Genomic DNA, 17,255 nt, shown 5'->3' with positions numbered 1-17,255 from the left:
GCTAAATAAAAAAGACGTACCTAATGGCACGTCTTTAACGTCGATTTAAAATCTTTTTTCACTTTTTTAGCTCATTTTACTTTTTAGCTCATTTTCACTTCTTTAAATGCAGCTAAATCACTATGAACTTCTGTATGAATTGGATTTCTCTTATATTTAATGACCTTAGCAAAGTGATAGATAAATACCGCAACATTGCTTGCTAGCGCTAAGAAACTGATAACAAATAGAGCGGTCTCATTATGCGAAGATTTAATAGCAAACTTTGAAGTATCGACAAAGGTAGGAAAACTCATAACAAACATCATCCAAAAGCCAAGTGTTTGCGCTCTATGTTGTAGCCACGCACCTCTTTTAATAAAGAAGGCTGGAATGGTACACGATATCAAGAGTGCTGCACCTGCATAAAAGGCATGATCAGAAACACAGTTATAGACGTATGCAAAATTCCATAAATCATATGCGATGATCCAGAACCATAGCATATCTGCCCATAGCATATCTTTCTTTTTATCTCTGCCGATGGTAATGCCAATCCATCCTGATATTGTGATGATGTTTAAGATACCTGCAATCCCATTCATTATATTCCAAGGTCCACCAATAATGACGACACCATCGATCAAACCATTGAAGCTATAACATTGAAAATCTCTGACCACTGCTTCCATAATGTTGATTGCCAAAATAAACGCTGGAAAAAACAATACCCATTTGTTATTCGCTGCGCCTTTAATATGACGAATTGCTAAGAAACCCAAACATCCTGCTAGTGCAGAATAAACTTTTGCCCAGTGAAACCAAGTGCCAACACTTGTACCTTCACCAGCTGTCTTTGGCCACACAAAAATCGTAAGTATGATTGGTAAAACTAAAAAAAGTCCTAATGAAATCCATTTGTTCAATCTTGCAAGTTCATTTAATCCAATTAAACCACCTAAAACAACAAACCACATAATGGCACTATACCAAGGTATAGATTCAAATAAAAACATTATACTTCCCCCTTTTTCTCTCTGTTATTTTTTTATCAATAAGTCCAATACTAATTTTACCACTCTACGATTAGAAAGCAATTAATCTATTGCAGTTCCTTAAGAAATAGTACAAAGAGATACCGTTTGTATCGTAAAATTACTCGATTGATTTAACCTCACTGTCATATTGAAATCTATTCTCATTGGGTATAAGAGTTAAAATAGAAAGGAGAAAAAAATGAAAAGAAATCTCATATTAATATTTTATATAGCTATTGCAATCATTCTATCTGCTTGTTCGACACAAGTTGATAGAACGACGACTGAAGACGTTAATACACCTTCTGCTAATGGTGAATCCATGACTTCAGCAGAAATCACAAGTGAATCAACAACAGTTCTAACAACTGAAGAAACAACTGAAGTCGTAACAGAGCCTTCTATATACGATTTAGAATTTTCACCAAAATCCTATCAAGTTGAAAAAGTCTACTCTAACTACACTTTCAACTTACCACTCTATACAACTTATTTTGAAGATGTTATCTTTGTCGTCCAAAAAGGGGGTAAGATTCTTTGGTTTAAAAGTGATGAATCAATGGCAAGTCCTGAAATCTTCATCGATTTAGGTCAAATCATCAGTAATAATGCAAATGAAAAAGGTCTGTTGGGGTTTGTACTTGATCCAAACTTTGTTGAGAATGGGTATTTTTACGTAAATTATACCGATCGTACCGGTACAATCATCTCAAGATTTTCAACACTTAATGAAGATCGATTCGTGGGTGATTTGACTTCTGAATTAATCCTATTGACCTATCAACAGCCTTATTCCAACCACAATGGAGGACATCTTGCTTTTGGACCAGATGGCTATCTTTACATCGCCAGTGGAGATGGTGGTTCTAGTGGCGACCCAAATAACAATGCTCAAAATTTAAACAGTTTACTGGGTAAGATTCTAAGAATCGATGTCAATCAAATTAATGAAGCAACTTATGACATTCCGGCAGATAACCCATTTATCAATAATGATAATGCTAAACCTGAAATTTATGCTTACGGATTAAGAAACCCATGGCGTTTTAGCTTCGACGCACTAAGAAATCTACTCATAGCAGCTGATGTTGGACAGGATGCCTACGAGGAAATTGATCTTATCCAAACTGGCGGCAATTACGGATGGCATTACTATGAAGGAACACACAACTATAAAAAGACCGATTTATCAATTGATAAATTTATTTCACCCATTTGGGAATACGCGCATCCAAATGGCGAATCCATAACGGGTGGTTTCACCTATACAGGTACATTTACGCCCAGTCTTTATGGTCTTTACATTTATGGCGATTTTATTTCTGGTAAGGTTTGGGGACTATGGATTAATGAAGACCATACTGTAAGTAATTACGAACTTGTGGATACTCAGCTTAAAATTGCTTCTTTTGGACTTGCTCCTGATAATGAGCTGCTCATTATTGACTATCAAGGGGGATTATATCGCTTGATTGAAGAATAACTAATCTAGTGATAATAATTTGAAAACAAATCAAAAACCCCTGCTACTGTATAAAATCAGTTTCAGGGGTTTACTCATTAATTAATATTGATATGATTATTTACTTAAATAGCATGATACACAAAAAACTTCAGCATTATCATTTTGAGTTGCCGTTTCTACTTGATTGCCACAAATTGAACAAGGTACTGATTTTACACCTTCAGTCTGAAGCTCAGCAACATAGTTTGAACAGGTCAAATCACAACCATCTACATTACAGTTTTCACAAGTTGCTTCAGGATAGCCGAACTCACAGCTTTCATATATACCATCGCCTTCTATAGCGTCCTCATCAACATAAGTTTTCAAATTACCACACGTACTACAAATACATTCCATCATTAAAACCTCCAAAACTTTCACTTCAACTGATTATAGCAATTTGTTTGAAGACATGCAACACCCATTACATAGGTCCTATCTGATTGATGATTCGATGCTTTTTACACCCACCACAAGCACAGCTTTTTTCTTTACCATCACAAAGCTCATAATTACCGCCTTCGATTTTAAGGGTTTTCCCGTTTACCAATGCATCAGACAATTTTTTGCGCGCAGAAACGTAAATCCATTGAACGGTTGTACGTGCAACATTCATAAGCTTTGCACTCTCTTCTTGAGTAAACCCTTCATGATCAATCAATCGAATCGTTTCATATTCATCAACCGACATAATGATGATCTCTGTTGTTTCATAAGTTGTATTTTGAGGACCAAACTGTTTGTTACTTGGCAAGCAACAGACACGTCTACCTTTTCGAGGTCTTGGCATACGATTCTCCATTCATTAAAACTATCCTAATTATAACGGATATATGGCATATGTCAAATTCTAATGTTCACCACAGCTTCCATGATGCTGGTGTTGGTGACAGACGCTACCCGTTGATTTAAGTTGACCTTCATAATATTTGCTGGCAATTTGATCTAATAATCCCTGTGCACCGACTATAACTTCAATTTGTTTTTCATTAAATATATCAATAGCACCTTGTCCCATACCTCCAGAAATAATGACATTAATACCTAAATCGTTCAAATAATTTGGCAAGAAACCAGGTCTATGTCCTGGATTAGCAATATGTTCACTCTTTGTCAAAACGCCATTTTCCAAATGATAAATTTGAAATCCTTCACAATGTCCAAAATGCCCTGCTACAACGCCGCCTTCACTTGCGATAGCTATTTTCATAATACCCTCCTTATAATACTTTCATTAAATTATCGTACACCTCTATTACCGCATTCTTTGCTATTGATTCTTGATCTACAATTGTTAATCCTTGATTAACTGCTTTTATTACCTCACGATCATAAGGTATTTTCCCTATAAATGTTAGGTTTAAATCCATACAAAATTTTTCAATTTGCTCTGTATACTCAAGGTTAACGTCATACTTATTGATACAGACAGCCACTGGCACCTTAAATATTTCAATCGTTTTAACAACTCTTTTTAAATCGCTCAATCCAGATTTAGATGGTTCAGCCACTAGTAAAACCAAATCAACACCACTTATCGATGCAATCACAGGACATCCAACACCTGGTGGTCCATCGATTATAGCTAATTCCATATTTTTTCCATAACCTTGTAACAATTTCTTTACTTGAGTCACAAGCATACCACTAGTGCCACTTCCCATTTTTAACTTAGAGGTAGAAAAGATATAATCCTCTTTATATAGCTGAATTTCACCTGACTTAAAAGGCCTAAGTGAGATAGCATTCACCGGACAAACTACCTCACAAACACCACATCCCTCACATTTATTCGGATCAATATTATATTTTTCTTTGAGGTCGATCGTTGATGTGGATCTAATGACTGCTTCATATCTACAACTGGAAAAACACGCATTACACCCTAGACATTTAGAAGGTTCAATAACCGCCTTATCCATCCCCCAATAATCAAAAGACTTAATTAGGGGATTACCTCTATTGATTAGGTGAAGATTAGGTGCTTCCACATCGCAATCAGCAAAGGCTTTTGCATTTGAAAGTTTTATTAATGCCGAGGAAATTGTCGTTTTACCAGTGCCACCTTTACCACTTAAAACTAAAAGTTGCTTCATTGTTTGTTCACCTCTAAAGTCACTCTGTTAAGGATGGAGCGAAACAGCTCTAAATACTTACTGTCCTCATTAACCAGTATTCTGCCACTTGAAATTAACCGCGCTAATTCCAAGTCATTATCAATCTTACCCAATATCTTAATACCATTTTCTTGGCAGTAAATTTCTGATGGGTTATCATAATCCTCGCATTTATTTAAAACACAACCATATGGCTTATCAGACATCTTAACTAACTCATGTACCATTTCCAGGTTTTGTGTACCAAAAATAGTTGGTTCCGCAACCAATATAACGTAATCTGCATCTTTAATACTCTCGCTTACCAAACAAGAGCTTCCAGGTGGACAGTCAATGATAATGTTGTCCCTTAAAAGGCATTTGTTTTCTTCATCTACATTCTTTAGTAAAGCTTTGATAATTGGTACGCCTGATTCTTCGCCAATATTCATCACACCACTTGATACATATAAATCTTTATATTCACCAGTGAGAATGTTACCAATTATTTTCTTTTTTTCAACGATTGCCATTTCTGGACAAACAATTGAGCAACCACCACAAGAATGACAAATATTCTCAAATACCTTAACTTTACCTCCAACCCATGCGAGAGCGTTGAACTTGCAAAATTCAATACATTTTCTACAACCTGTACATTTATCATTAATCACCACTGGTAAATCAACTTCTACAGGCATTGTTTTTTTGATCTATCAAATCAAAAAACAAATGACCATTGGGTTCTTCAACATCACAATCAACATAAATACCTTTATGTGAAGCAACCGATAAATTTACAGACAGCATCGTCTTACCAGTGCCACCCTTTCCGCTTAAAATTGCAATCTTCATTGGTGATTATGGTAGCCAGCATGTATGTCTATCAGAAGCTCCAGCTGACTTTGTTTAAATGACTCGATTAATTTTTCAGGCTGCTCACTATTATTTTTATAGAGCGAAACACCGCCTTCGCGCAGTAATAAAGCTGCATTTTCACCACATCTAGGCGCTATAAGTACATCGACATTTTGGTCTAGTAATATTTGAGCTGCCTTTACACCTGCTCCTCCTTGACTCAGTAAAGCACTATTGTCAATAAATTCATTTTGGTTATTCTCTGTATTATGAATTAAATAGAATGGTGCTCTGCCAAATGAAGCGCTAATAATGGTTTGAATTTGATTCTGTTCTACTGGAATTGCAATTTTCATCTTTTACCTCCATATTTGACATATGTCATTAACTTGATTATACTCCGTTATTGACATATGTCAAATAAAAAATCGCATTACATCATGTAAAGCGATTTCCATCTATTAAATCTATTATCATTTGACTTTAAGAGAATACGGCATCTCTAACCGATTTTCTTTTAATAATTCTGAATTAGATAGGACAACCATCGGTGGTCCATCTGCTACTATTTTGCCGTGATTAATTACAAGAACTCTATCACAAACCTCCAATGCCAACTCTAAATCATGTGTGGCAATAAACAAAGTTTGCTCTATTTTTTTTAGCAGCATGATTAAGTTTCTTCTCGAATGAGAATCCAAGGCTGTTGAAGGCTCATCCATTAATATAACTCTTGGCTGCATTGAAAGTATCGTCGCTATTGCAACTGCTCTTTTTTCACCACCGGACAATTGATAGGGTGCTCTATCTTTTAAATGCAACGCTTCAACATCAGATAAAACATCTAGTACCCTTAGCTCCACTTCACTATTTGAAAGTTTTTTACCGGTAACACGATCAATATGGTTTCTCACACCAAATGCCACATCGTCATATACTGAAGCACAAAATAACTGATCATCTGCATTTTGAAAAACGTAACCAAGTTGTTTTCTTATTTCTTTAACATCAAGGCTTTTCCAACGATTCACATTACTCTGTTCATGAATACTTGATGCTTTTAGGTACATTTCTCCCGAAGTTGGTTTTAGTAGCCCCATCATCAACTTCATGAGTGTTGATTTTCCTGTCCCATTTGCGCCTAGAAGTGCAACTTTTTCGCCTTCTTTTAAAATAAATTCAACGGATTCAAGTACCAGATTATCTGAAGAATATGAAAAACTAAATTTCTCAACTTTAAGAATATCTTGCATTTATGATTATCCTTTCACTTTTACAACGTAATCCTGATAAATAATAATGTCGAAACAAATAATGCTAGTAAAGTACCTTCTTTAGCTGCTAATGATTGATTTTCATAAATCAAAGTATCATTGTATCCCCTTAATAACATGGCATTGTGCAACCGCTCACCTCTGTCTGCGGTGCGAATAAACCATTGTCCAACAAATGAGCCCCAATGTGAGAAATGTAGTGAAGTTCGACCATTACTTCTAAGCAAATATGCCGTTAATCCACGTTCCAACTCATCTACAAGCAATAAGATCATCCTATAAGTCATAACAAATATGGACACAAATGTTTTTGGTACTCTCATCTGCAATAAAGCTTCACCAATTGCATCAATTTTTGTTGTCGCTACCAAAAGGAGTGTCATACCGACACAGATTAATGACTTTAACCATAAAGTGACAAAAGAAATCCAGCCTGCAGAAATTGTAAAGTGACTTGTAAGATTAAATTTATTTGGATCTAAAAATGGATTAAATAGCCCAAGTCCTATAGCCAAAAAGCTAGGCAAGGCCATCTTACGAATAAAAGGTTTTACTGGAAGACCAGATACAATCAATATCATTAGTGGTATGATTGTAAAATAAAGCATTTTATTCAGATTATATTTTGGAACTGTAGATACAATCAATAAAAATATTAGAACTGAAAACAGCTTGAAAACAGGTTTTTGTTTTGAAAACCAGTTTTCATGCGTACAAAGCGCTTCAATTTCCCTTAAATTAAATAATACATTTACTAGTTTCGTCATTATGTTACCTATGCTCTCTTTTGAACGGATACCTTTCTAATGATGAATGTAACGGTTACGACGAGAATCAGTGTCGCAAAGCTACCAACGATTCCAGACAAACTTGTCCCTACCGCATTCCCCTCTGGATTTGATTTAAAACTATAATCAGGTAAAAATGCCAGTTTATCCTGAATGACCTGTAGGAATGAACGATCTGAATTTTCAAAAAAGTTTTCAGAAACATTTGAAATTGACCACTCTAGACCATCTGGACTACTAGAAGCATATAAAGATGCCACTCCTCCAATAAAAATAGTAAAAAGGATAAAACCAATTACAATTTTATTTTTAACTCCAATCTTCACAGTTGATTGCTTTCGATAGAGAAGATCTGGTTGTTGCTGATATAAGAACAAAGCTATTGCTGCTGTAATTGCACCTTCAACTGCGCCAATAGCCAAATGTATCGGTAACATAAATAGTAAGAATGATAAAAATGGTAGCTCTGTTCTTCCCGAAATAACCGTTTCAACAACAACTGCAAAAGCGCCGAATTGAAGCCCAATGACAACACCAAAGAATGATCCTAAGGCAATCCTAGTCTTCATTTCGAATCTTTTAATTTTAACAAATGCGTTATAGATGAATGGATACGCTAAATAACAAGTGAACAACCCCATGTTAATAACGTTTGCACCATATGCCAATAAACCGCCATCGGCGAAAAACAAGGCTTGTACTAACAGAATACTCGCCATAGCTAAAAAGCCTGCTGATGGCCCCAAAAGAATCGCTAGTAGCATACCACCACCGATATGTCCACTAGATCCCGTACCAGGGATAGAAAAATTGATCATCTGTGCTGCAAATACAAATGCACCTGCAACGCCCATATAAGCAACCTTTGCTTTCAAACTTTCTTTATCTAGTTTTTTTACAGAATACGTCATTACACCTGCAGTTGCAGCAATTAATGAGCCGCCTACCACAGGCGAAATAAGTGCGTCTCCCATATGCATCGCATTACCTCCCTATTCTACTTTGTAAAAGTGTGTTCTAAAAAATACAATAAATCGATCAATTTCCGATTTTGCATCTTTTAGAGTCATTGTTTGATCCGCCAAACAGGTATGTGTTACATGAAATAATGTCGCTTTTATCGTCGTAATTGCCAGTTCAATCTCAGCTTTATCTCGAAACAGCGACCGATCAATATTATGATAGACATGTGATAATATTTTTTCATCGCTCGCCTTTACGATTTCACTGACATAAGGTTTAATGGTCGCATCCGTTTCACTTTTACACGATTTTACAAACGCAAAGATACTTGGGTGCGTTTCTAGCAAAGTTAGATTTTGATGCATGGTTAATTGCATTCTAGCGATAAAATCACCTTCGACAAAATGCATACTTTTTCTAGCGTTCTCTATAATCAAATACTCACAGTATTCAAATAAAAATAAGTATAGATTTTTTTTAGACTCAAAGTAAAAAAACAATGAACCCTTTGAAATATTTGCATTTTCAACAATTGTATTTACTGAGGCTTTGTCGAATCCACCTCTAACAAATTCATTTATCGCCGCATTGAGGATAACCACTTGTTTTTCATACGATAATGCGAAAAACTTGCTGTAAGTATTTCTTAAACGATCTATCATTTTCACCTCACAAAAAAAGCATTGACCAAAGTGGTCAATGCTAGTCTAGTTGAATTTACTTCTATTGTCAATAGTATTCTGTTTCAATTTGTAGACGTCGTATTTCATTATTTGACAAGTACCGTTGCTCTAAAGCTTCAATTGTTAATGGTTTTGAAAAGTAATAGCCTTGTCCAATTTCACAATTACAATTTTTAAGATATTCAAACTCTTCATAGTTTTCAATGCCTTCTGCTACAACTAGAAGATTAATAGATTGACATAAGTTAATAATTGCGGAAACAATTGATTTCGCCTCACTTCTACTACTCATTTGCTCAATAAAACTACGATCGATTTTTACACTATCGATCGGTAAATTGATTAAGTAACTGAGCGATGAATATCCAATTCCAAAATCATCTAATGTTGTTTTAATACCGAGTCGTTTTAGCTTATGCAAGGTTGCAACATTTTTTTCAACTTCTTTAATAACCACTCGTTCAGTTATTTCAAATTCTAAAATATGAGCAGGGATCTTATACATACTTAGAATTGTTTCTACTCGATGGATAAAGTGAGCGTCTTCAAACGTTTTTGCGGTAACATTTACTGATACAGGTTTTAAAATCAACTTTTCAAGCTGCCATTTTTCAATGGTTTTACATGCATTTTCTATCACCCAATAATCCAATTCAACGATGGCATCATATTTTTCAGCAATTTCAATAAATGCATCAGGAAACAGAAGGCCATGCTTAGGATGGTGCCACCTTATTAGTGCCTCCTGCTTTGCAAAGCCTCGATTTTCAAGATTAAATAAGGGTTGATAATATAAAACAAACTCATCGTTCTTTATCCCATTATAAATTTCTACGATTAAGTTCTGATGCGCTTCTTCGTATAAATGTATGCTTGCATCGTAAACTATTGGCGCTTCTGATTGCGTCTGATAGGCGTACTTAGTTGCAACAGTCACAGCCATGACTGGGTCTTCATATTCTCGCTCTTCACACCGGTGATAGATACCTATACTTGCTTTAACTCTACTAACCTCATAGCCACCTTTTAGATACATCGGCTCTTGTATTAAATTTAAGATACTCTGTGCTAGCAGCTCAACATCTTGGCTTTGATGCTCATAACATTCACTAGTAATCATCAGAGTGTCAGAATCAAACCGGTATAGATTTTGTTCCTCGCCAAGCTCGTTTCTTACTCTTTCTGCTAATATTTTTAATATACTGTCCGTGTACTCAAAGCCTTTTGTTTCACTTAATTTTTTAATATCGTCTATCAGAATCATAATCAATGTGAACTTGTTTTTCTGATCCACCTTACAAAGATGTCTGATACGGTTTTTAAACACGTTTCGGTTTAAAGCGTGAGTCACTGGGTCGTAATAGGTTAATGTTTTTATTTTGTCCATTAATCGATTGAAGCTTATGCCAAGACGTGAAATTTCATCCTCAGATGTGGGATTAAAGTATACGTTAAAATCCCCAGATGAACCTTTTTCCATCAGTCGATCTAATTCTAATATTGGCGCTGTATATTTTTTTATAATATTCCATGTAAATATGATTGCACCAACTGAAATAATAAAAGCAATTCCTATAAGTATAAATAAAACAGAGCTCAACTTGTTAGTCATCTCGGATCTAGGCATTGTTATGAAAATTTTCCAATTTGTATTTGGAATGGATTCATAATGTGTAAAATAATCTTTATCATCTAATTTGAGTTCGCTATCACCACCCATAATAGAGGCACTAGATTTAACAATCTCTGAAAAACCTTTAAACGTGCTATCTTTAGTAATAAGCTCGTCAATATTTAAGCATTCTAAATTATGGAAAACAAGTGGGTTTGAAACCATTACAATAGAACCTTTGTCGCTAATGATAAATGTATCATAGGTCTTGTTCACACTCTGAGTTGAAAGGTATTGTTTTAGGAGGTTCATATCTAGTCTAGCAATTAATGCACCTACAACCTCATCTTCATCGTAAATTGGAACTGCTGCAACAATTACAGCATCCCCAGTTTTTCTTGAAATAATCATTTCTGAAAGACTTCTATCACCTTGTAGTGCCTTTTGTATGTATGGACGATCGCTAAGATCAATTTCACTTCCATCCAAATAATAGGCACGTCCAGTTAAATCAATGACGGCTACATTTTCATAATTGGGATTGATTTGCAGACTGATGACTTCTTTTTGGATTGCTAAATGCATGGATTTTACGACATCATCCTCTGCTAGCTTTTCAAGAGGTGCAAGATACCCGTCAAGGAAGTTGCTTAAATGCCAAGCTGAGTCAGAGGCAGTGCTTGCCATAGCTTCTTTGACGGTTGACTCTATTGAATTTTTATATGTATTAAAAGCACCAAAAAACAAAATTAAAATCAGTAATATTAAAATACTCACAGACCAAGCCATTACCTTCGAGCGAATGCTTTTCATTTTATACCTCATATGTATATTCTGTTAAAATATTATCACCCAACATTTTACATTTAATTATATCGACATTCTAAATAATTATCAAGGTCTAAAGTCCTATAAAACTTATTTTTTTGAAAGTATTTTTCGCATAAGAAAAATGGGTCGAAACCCATTTCCCTTATGTTTATATTAATTTTCTGTGAAAAACACTATAAATGTGTTCTATTAATCCAAGCATCTTGAAACTCAAGTACTTGTTTAACAGCATCTTCTTCTTCAACGCCATACTTATCTTTAATATAAGCTACCAGTTTGTCAAATTCTCCATTGATTTCTTCAATTTCTTCATCTGAAATATCTTCCCATTTGTGTTTAATTCCATCCTTTAGATGGTGCCATCTGTCCCTAAAAATAGTTTTTGGCATTATTAACACTCCTTTCATGTTTGACTATTTTATGTATACCAAATTTCTAGAGAAGTAATCATTTTAACCGATTAATTATCTGTGAACAGTTTGAAAATAAAACAAAGCCTCCTAAAAATGAACTATTAATCAATCATCTTTAGAAGGCTATTATTATCTTTAAAAATATCTAATTCACACTATTTCAAACCTAACCTGTCTATTAAATTGAAGCAAGCTCAGACAAGAAATAATCCTTGTCCTCTTTCTTTGCAATTTGCTCAGCAGCATCTTTTGCGCGTGCAATTTCAACTTCTTTTTCAGTCTGTAGATTTAAAACACTGTAAGCTCGCGCAAGTGATTCGTAAGCGAATGCTAAATCAAAGTCACCGATGTTATGGTCTACACAGAATTTCAAAGCATGCTTTGCATGATAAAGTGCACTTTCTCCCATACCAGCAAGAGCGTAAACTCTTGAGATTTGCCATTCACCTCTTGTAAAATTAACCGGTGTACCAATCTCACCCCAATGATATCTTGAAGCGTGTGCCATATGAATCATCTGAAGAACCTCTTCGTCTGTTCTGTCTTTCTTATCAATTAAATCCCATGTAGAATTGAAGCATTTTACAGCTATTTCTCTATGTTCCATCATTGCCTCCCTTATTCATTACTGTTTTCATTTTGAAGCGCGGAAATATAACGAACAATCGGTAACGTTTTGTCTGCTCTTACAAAATCAATTACACGACTATAAGCGGCTAACATCCCCCGTTCGTCAGCGGTACGATTTGCCTCACTTTTAATTTTAATCTTCATTTTTAATAATTGCATTAAAATTTTATCACCAAGGTTTAACTTCTTGAAATTAAAACCACCTCTTAAATAGAATAAGGGAATCCCTTTACTTTGACCTTTTGAGAGTTCAGAAGCTGGAAATGTCCCTTGATTTGCTTGACTTAACTCTGTTTCAACTCCTTCTGTATATGGCGTTGCCCCTACTGCAAATACGAGTTTTAGCTTCGATTCGTCATCAGACTTTAAAAGCTGTTTCAATTTTGTTAAACCATTTATACCAGATGCATGTAAACTACCGCCATATAGAATAATATCATATTGAGATAGTTCAGACTCTGTAAGATCCGTTATAGACTTACATTTAAATGACAGCTGATCGCTAATCAACTCAGCATATCGTTTTGTATAACCAGTTTTTGACCTATATACAACTATTCCTAACATTATAATCACCTCATTTTTATTAGCATACACGAATTTTATAAGATATAGAATAGTGTTAGATTAAAATCTATCTAGAACTGGCGCATTTATTAATCGATATATTCGAATACCTTTTCTTTAAAAACAATACCATCCAGATGATCAATTTCATGACAGAAGCACTTTGCTAGAGCACCAACAGCTTCTATACGCTGTGGTTTTCCATACTCATCTAATGCTTCAACAACAACCTTCAATGGTCGTTTGACTCTACCCCAAACACCTGGATAGCTTAAACAGCCTTCAACAACCGTCTGCTCTCCAATTTTTTCTACTATTACTGGATTAACTAGCTTATAAAGTCCCGTACCCATGTCTGCAACCACCAGTCTTTTGAGTATACCCACTTGAACAGCAGCCAGTCCACCACCATTGGGCTCATGATACATGGTCTCCACCATATCATCCAAGATTTCTCTGATGCGATCATCCACTTCTTCGATCGGTTTGCTTACTTTACTTAAAAATACATCGTCAAATTGTTTAATCTTTCTAAGCGCCAATTTTTATCCTCCTGCTCACCTCAGCTCTGGATTTTCTTTCACTTTCATCAAATAAAAAAACTTCTTCTATCGGTAATTTGAAAACAGATGCAAGATCGTGTGCCAACCAAATTGATGGTTCATTTTTCTCTGACTCGATTGCGATAATCGCCTGTCTTGAAACACCAACCATTTCCCCTAATTGCTCCTGTGTTAATCCATTTTCTTCTCGTAATTCTTTTAGTTTATTTTTCATATTTGCTCCTTGTAATGTTAACCTTACATCACTTTGATAATAATCTCTTAATCAATTAATGTCAATCGGAAAATTAATATAAAAAAGCGCTGATTCATAATGTAATATGAACCAGCGCTTTTTTTATTTTGATCGTTTGCAGGCTATCATGACTAATCTCTAAGGTGATAATAATCTCTTCTGATTTCTGGTTTCTTATCGACGATGATATCGTTGTCAGAAACCTTTAAACTTCTCAGCTTTAATATATGCTCCTTAATAAAGGCATCATTTCCAACCACATAGCAAATGGGACTTTTCGCCTTAACCAAATCAGCAAGTCTTTCGTAATACTCCGTTCTATGTCGGCACCAAACCGTGTCAAACCCATCACCCACCAAAGGCTCTATTTCATCGTAATAGACATAATCACCGTCTCCGTTGACGTTGATACTGTAAAGCTCAGAAATACCACTACGATCTTCTTTATATTTTAAGATGAGAGGTCGCATCGTTGCGATGCCAACGCCCATAGAGAGCAATAAAATTGGTCGTTCTTCACGTCTTAGTACCATTCTCGAACCAAATTTAAATAAAACGAGTGAATCGCCTTCCTTTAAATCCTTAAGGACAGACTTAAATTCTGAAGGCTCTGCGTCGATTTTTGTTGTAAATCCCAAATACCCTTCCGTTGGTAGCGACATGACTGACATATGTCTGATCTGGTCACGATTAGGTGCATCACCCTCATCAAACCCTAAATTTGCAACATGCATATGCGTGCCTTCATCCCACCCAAAGCCTTGAGGAATTTCAAGTGCATACGTCCACACACCTTCTGGTGCCTCTGAAACTCTTATAATTTTAGTTTTGAACTTTATCATAACGGGACCTCCCTTTCAATTTCCAAGAAAGTTTATACCCATTGATAATTGTTCTCAATCATACCGCTGTGTTAAAATTCACCAAAACGCTTTTCCATTTTACTCTTACTAAACGATAATGCCCTCTCGTTTAAGAAGTGCAATTTTTTTATCCAATCCTCCAGCATAGCCTGTAAGATCACCTGATTTACCCAATATTCTGTGACATGGGATTACCACAGAAATTGGATTATGCCCCACCGCTTGACCCACTGCCTGAGCGGACATTGACGCCTTCCCCAGCTTTTGCGCTGCAGCACTTGCAAGTACACCATAGGTCGAGGTTTCACCATAAGGCACTTCTAGAAGCAAAGCCCATACCAACTTTTGAAAATCCGTCCCTTCTGGAGCAAGCTCTGAATTAGATGCACTTATTTCACCTCTAGCATAGGCTTCAATTTCGGATTGGAACCTGACAAAACTATCCTTCATTTGCAGTGTCGATTGATCTGAGTCTATGAGAAAATCAGGAGCATCTATAATCAGCGCCGCATTGATCTTTGGAAAGTACTTTTGTCCATAGAACCAAAAGCCATTGATCGCACCAGTCGCATCAATTTTTAAAAGACTCTCTCCCCATGGTGAATCAAACTTTATATAGCTGGGATTCATTACATTTTTCTCCTTTGAAAGTTCATCATTTTTTAAAAGTACTTTATCCGTTGATTGATCTTTATTAATTGATTGTTCTTTTTTATTCAATTGTTTAACATGACTCGATTTCATCTGTAAGTCCTCCTCTCCATATCGCCAAAGTTAGGTAGCTTCGCCATGGTCGATAGGCCTCTGCAAAAGTCTCACTGACCCCCATATATAACTTATCAAAGCCATATGGCTTCATCGTCGCTTTTAAATCATGTAAACCAGTCCCCGCGGCGTCCTTTAAGCGTGGTAACAAATTTTGTTTGATAACCATATCCGTATTTAAAAACACATCCGGCCAAGACAATGCCCGCATCGTAATGTATTCAGCCGTCCACCGTCCTATACCTTTAATTTGCATTAGCGTATCGATGATCCGCTCAGGTTTAAAATCAACTTGAGCCACTGGATCTAAATTCAGTCTGTTGGATTCAATTTCATCAGCCAACGCATAAATCGTTTGAGACCGCGTTCGAATGATTCCCAAGCTCCCAAAGGTACCCTCGATGTCATCAATAACCAATATCTCTTTGGGTTTTGGAAAGACGTGCGACAGCTGTTCCCATGGAGTTTGAATCGGTGTACCCGTTTGCTTTACCAACCTTCCCATTAAAGTCGTCGCAGCGACCACAGAGATCTGTTGACCAATAACCGCTCTTACAGACATCTCAAATGCATCAAAGCTACCAGGTAATCTGGTGCCACGATCGATTCCCATAGGTAAAGACAAAGGATCGAGACTGAGATCAAAAACGCGTTTTACTTTTTCAATGACCTGTAATAAAACAGGCTCAAGTGATTCGCTTACCTTAAGTTCTAGATAATGCGATGTACGATTTGGTTTTAATTCAATCCAGCCAACATGATGATCATCCATTCTAAGTATCCGTCTGTAGAGGCCATCTGAAGTCACCCATTCTACACCGGGGATGGCTCTCATTTTAAAGAACATGAGCATTTGATCCCAATCATAGGGCGGTCTATAGCCGAGCTTGACTTTAACTTCATTGAGACTCTTACCTGATTTTCTAAGATCTCTAGGTGTAATGCCATATCTTAGTTTCATCGTATCAGTGAGTCGCGTTTGACTTCCGAAGCCAACCCTGCCAGCTATCTCTGTCACAGAAAGATTTGTACTTTGAAGTAATTGCTTTGCATTTAAAAGACGTTTCGTCATTATATATTGCTTAGGGCTTACCCCTAGCTCTGATACGAACAGTCGATGTATGTGTCTTTCTGAAATGCCAAGCTCTTCTGCAGCTTGCTTGATTAGATTTGAACCATATTCGTTCTTTTCAAAAAATCTTAGGCACTGACCGATTAAAACCGTTTCCTGATTAAACTCTGAAAACTCAGGTGCTAACTCTGGACGACAACGCATACAGGGACGAAATCCAGCTGCCTCAGCTTCAGCACTGGTCTCGTAAAAATCACAGTTTTCTTCCTTCGGTGCAGGTACTTTACAGATGGGACGACAATATATTTTTGTGGTTTTCACAGCGGTAAAAAACTTGCCGTCAAAACGTGCATCTTTTGATTTCACAGCTTCATAACAGCTTTTATAATCCAGCATAGTCGACTCCCTTTTTCTAGTCCTTATAATAATATAGTCCATAATCTAATATTAGCATTATAGCGGATAAAAAAACACTCAAAATCGGACATAAGCAAATACATCGAATCATTTTATATAGAC

General features: G+C 36.1%; 22 protein-coding genes. 1 reads left to right on the top strand and 21 read right to left on the bottom strand.

The annotated features are described in order from the left end of the window. Positions 1-83: 83 nt before the first annotated feature. Positions 84-995 carry a DUF5692 family protein gene (locus AC4PID_RS15770; protein ID WP_492132944.1) on the bottom strand — a complete coding sequence of 304 codons (912 nt, stop codon included), beginning with the start codon at positions 993-995 and terminating at the stop codon, positions 84-86. 220 nt (positions 996-1,215) lie between these two features. Here AC4PID_RS15770 and AC4PID_RS15765 point away from each other — a divergent pair, with 220 nt between their 5' ends. Further along, positions 1,216-2,499: a PQQ-dependent sugar dehydrogenase gene (locus AC4PID_RS15765; protein WP_492132943.1), complete on the top strand. Its 1,284-nt coding sequence runs from the start codon at positions 1,216-1,218 to the stop codon at positions 2,497-2,499. 96 nt (positions 2,500-2,595) lie between these two features. Here AC4PID_RS15765 and AC4PID_RS15760 read toward each other — a convergent pair whose 3' ends face one another. From AC4PID_RS15760 to AC4PID_RS15665, 20 genes are all read right to left on the bottom strand, one after another. Continuing rightward, positions 2,596-2,883: a hypothetical protein gene (locus AC4PID_RS15760; protein WP_492132942.1), complete on the bottom strand. Its 288-nt coding sequence runs from the start codon at positions 2,881-2,883 to the stop codon at positions 2,596-2,598. 64 nt (positions 2,884-2,947) lie between these two features. After that, the gene (locus tag AC4PID_RS15755; RefSeq protein WP_492132941.1) at positions 2,948-3,313 is read right to left on the bottom strand and encodes a DUF134 domain-containing protein; all 366 of its coding nucleotides are present in this window, start codon (positions 3,311-3,313) and stop codon (positions 2,948-2,950) included. 60 nt (positions 3,314-3,373) lie between these two features. Beyond that, complete coding sequence (locus tag AC4PID_RS15750; protein WP_492135391.1) at positions 3,374-3,736, bottom strand: NifB/NifX family molybdenum-iron cluster-binding protein; 363 nt, start codon at positions 3,734-3,736, stop codon at positions 3,374-3,376. Positions 3,737-3,743: 7 nt separating this feature from the next. Further along, positions 3,744-4,619 (bottom strand): ATP-binding protein, encoded by an 876-nt coding sequence (locus AC4PID_RS15745; RefSeq protein ID WP_492132940.1) that lies wholly within the window; start codon positions 4,617-4,619, stop codon positions 3,744-3,746. Continuing rightward, positions 4,616-5,320: a 4Fe-4S binding protein gene (locus tag AC4PID_RS15740; RefSeq protein ID WP_492132939.1), complete on the bottom strand. Its 705-nt coding sequence runs from the start codon at positions 5,318-5,320 to the stop codon at positions 4,616-4,618. The genes AC4PID_RS15745 and AC4PID_RS15740 overlap by 4 nt, the downstream gene beginning before the upstream one ends. Next, on the bottom strand, positions 5,304-5,474 hold the full coding sequence (locus AC4PID_RS15735) for a nucleotide-binding protein (protein WP_492132938.1): 171 nt from the start codon (positions 5,472-5,474) through the stop codon (positions 5,304-5,306). Before AC4PID_RS15735 ends, AC4PID_RS15740 begins: the two co-directional genes overlap by 17 nt. Next, entirely contained in the window at positions 5,471-5,833 is a 363-nt protein-coding gene (locus AC4PID_RS15730) for a NifB/NifX family molybdenum-iron cluster-binding protein (protein ID WP_492132937.1), read from the bottom strand. Before AC4PID_RS15730 ends, AC4PID_RS15735 begins: the two co-directional genes overlap by 4 nt. 117 nt (positions 5,834-5,950) lie before the next feature. Further along, entirely contained in the window at positions 5,951-6,730 is a 780-nt protein-coding gene (locus tag AC4PID_RS15725) for an energy-coupling factor ABC transporter ATP-binding protein (RefSeq protein WP_492132936.1), read from the bottom strand. Positions 6,731-6,750: 20 nt separating this feature from the next. Further along, the gene (gene cbiQ, locus AC4PID_RS15720; RefSeq protein ID WP_492132935.1) at positions 6,751-7,518 is read right to left on the bottom strand and encodes a cobalt ECF transporter T component CbiQ; all 768 of its coding nucleotides are present in this window, start codon (positions 7,516-7,518) and stop codon (positions 6,751-6,753) included. Positions 7,519-7,526: 8 nt separating this feature from the next. Then, positions 7,527-8,519, bottom strand: coding sequence for an energy-coupling factor ABC transporter permease (locus AC4PID_RS15715; RefSeq protein WP_492132934.1), 993 nt, complete (start codon positions 8,517-8,519; stop codon positions 7,527-7,529). 12 nt (positions 8,520-8,531) lie between these two features. Beyond that, positions 8,532-9,164, bottom strand: coding sequence for a TetR/AcrR family transcriptional regulator (locus AC4PID_RS15710; RefSeq protein WP_492132933.1), 633 nt, complete (start codon positions 9,162-9,164; stop codon positions 8,532-8,534). A 67-nt stretch (positions 9,165-9,231) separates the two neighbouring features. Next, complete coding sequence (locus AC4PID_RS15705; protein ID WP_492132932.1) at positions 9,232-11,610, bottom strand: bifunctional diguanylate cyclase/phosphodiesterase; 2,379 nt, start codon at positions 11,608-11,610, stop codon at positions 9,232-9,234. Positions 11,611-11,801: 191 nt separating this feature from the next. Continuing rightward, positions 11,802-12,017 (bottom strand): hypothetical protein, encoded by a 216-nt coding sequence (locus AC4PID_RS15700; protein ID WP_492132931.1) that lies wholly within the window; start codon positions 12,015-12,017, stop codon positions 11,802-11,804. Positions 12,018-12,219: 202 nt separating this feature from the next. Beyond that, positions 12,220-12,648, bottom strand: coding sequence for a hypothetical protein (locus AC4PID_RS15695; protein ID WP_492132930.1), 429 nt, complete (start codon positions 12,646-12,648; stop codon positions 12,220-12,222). A gap of 11 nt (positions 12,649-12,659) precedes the next feature. After that, positions 12,660-13,238, bottom strand: a complete 579-nt coding sequence (locus tag AC4PID_RS15690) for a flavodoxin domain-containing protein (RefSeq protein WP_492132929.1) — start codon at positions 13,236-13,238, stop codon at positions 12,660-12,662. 89 nt (positions 13,239-13,327) lie between these two features. Then, on the bottom strand, positions 13,328-13,780 hold the full coding sequence (gene def, locus AC4PID_RS15685; RefSeq protein ID WP_492132928.1) for a peptide deformylase: 453 nt from the start codon (positions 13,778-13,780) through the stop codon (positions 13,328-13,330). Beyond that, on the bottom strand, positions 13,770-14,015 hold the full coding sequence (locus AC4PID_RS15680) for a helix-turn-helix transcriptional regulator (protein ID WP_492132927.1): 246 nt from the start codon (positions 14,013-14,015) through the stop codon (positions 13,770-13,772). The genes def and AC4PID_RS15680 overlap by 11 nt, the downstream gene beginning before the upstream one ends. Positions 14,016-14,167: 152 nt before the next feature. Beyond that, a complete protein-coding gene (locus AC4PID_RS15675) occupies positions 14,168-14,878 on the bottom strand; it encodes a hypothetical protein (RefSeq protein ID WP_492132926.1) in 711 nt (236 codons plus the stop codon). Between the two features lie 108 nt (positions 14,879-14,986). After that, positions 14,987-15,643, bottom strand: coding sequence for a methylated-DNA--[protein]-cysteine S-methyltransferase (locus tag AC4PID_RS15670; protein ID WP_492132925.1), 657 nt, complete (start codon positions 15,641-15,643; stop codon positions 14,987-14,989). Next, entirely contained in the window at positions 15,624-17,132 is a 1,509-nt protein-coding gene (locus AC4PID_RS15665; protein WP_492132924.1) for a DNA-3-methyladenine glycosylase 2 family protein, read from the bottom strand. Before AC4PID_RS15665 ends, AC4PID_RS15670 begins: the two co-directional genes overlap by 20 nt. Positions 17,133-17,255: the final 123 nt, after the last annotated feature.

This window comes from Fusibacter sp. QWL-12 (assembly GCF_058683495.1).
Note: the sequence above shows the minus strand (reverse complement) of the source record. Positions and strands in the feature narration are given on the sequence as shown.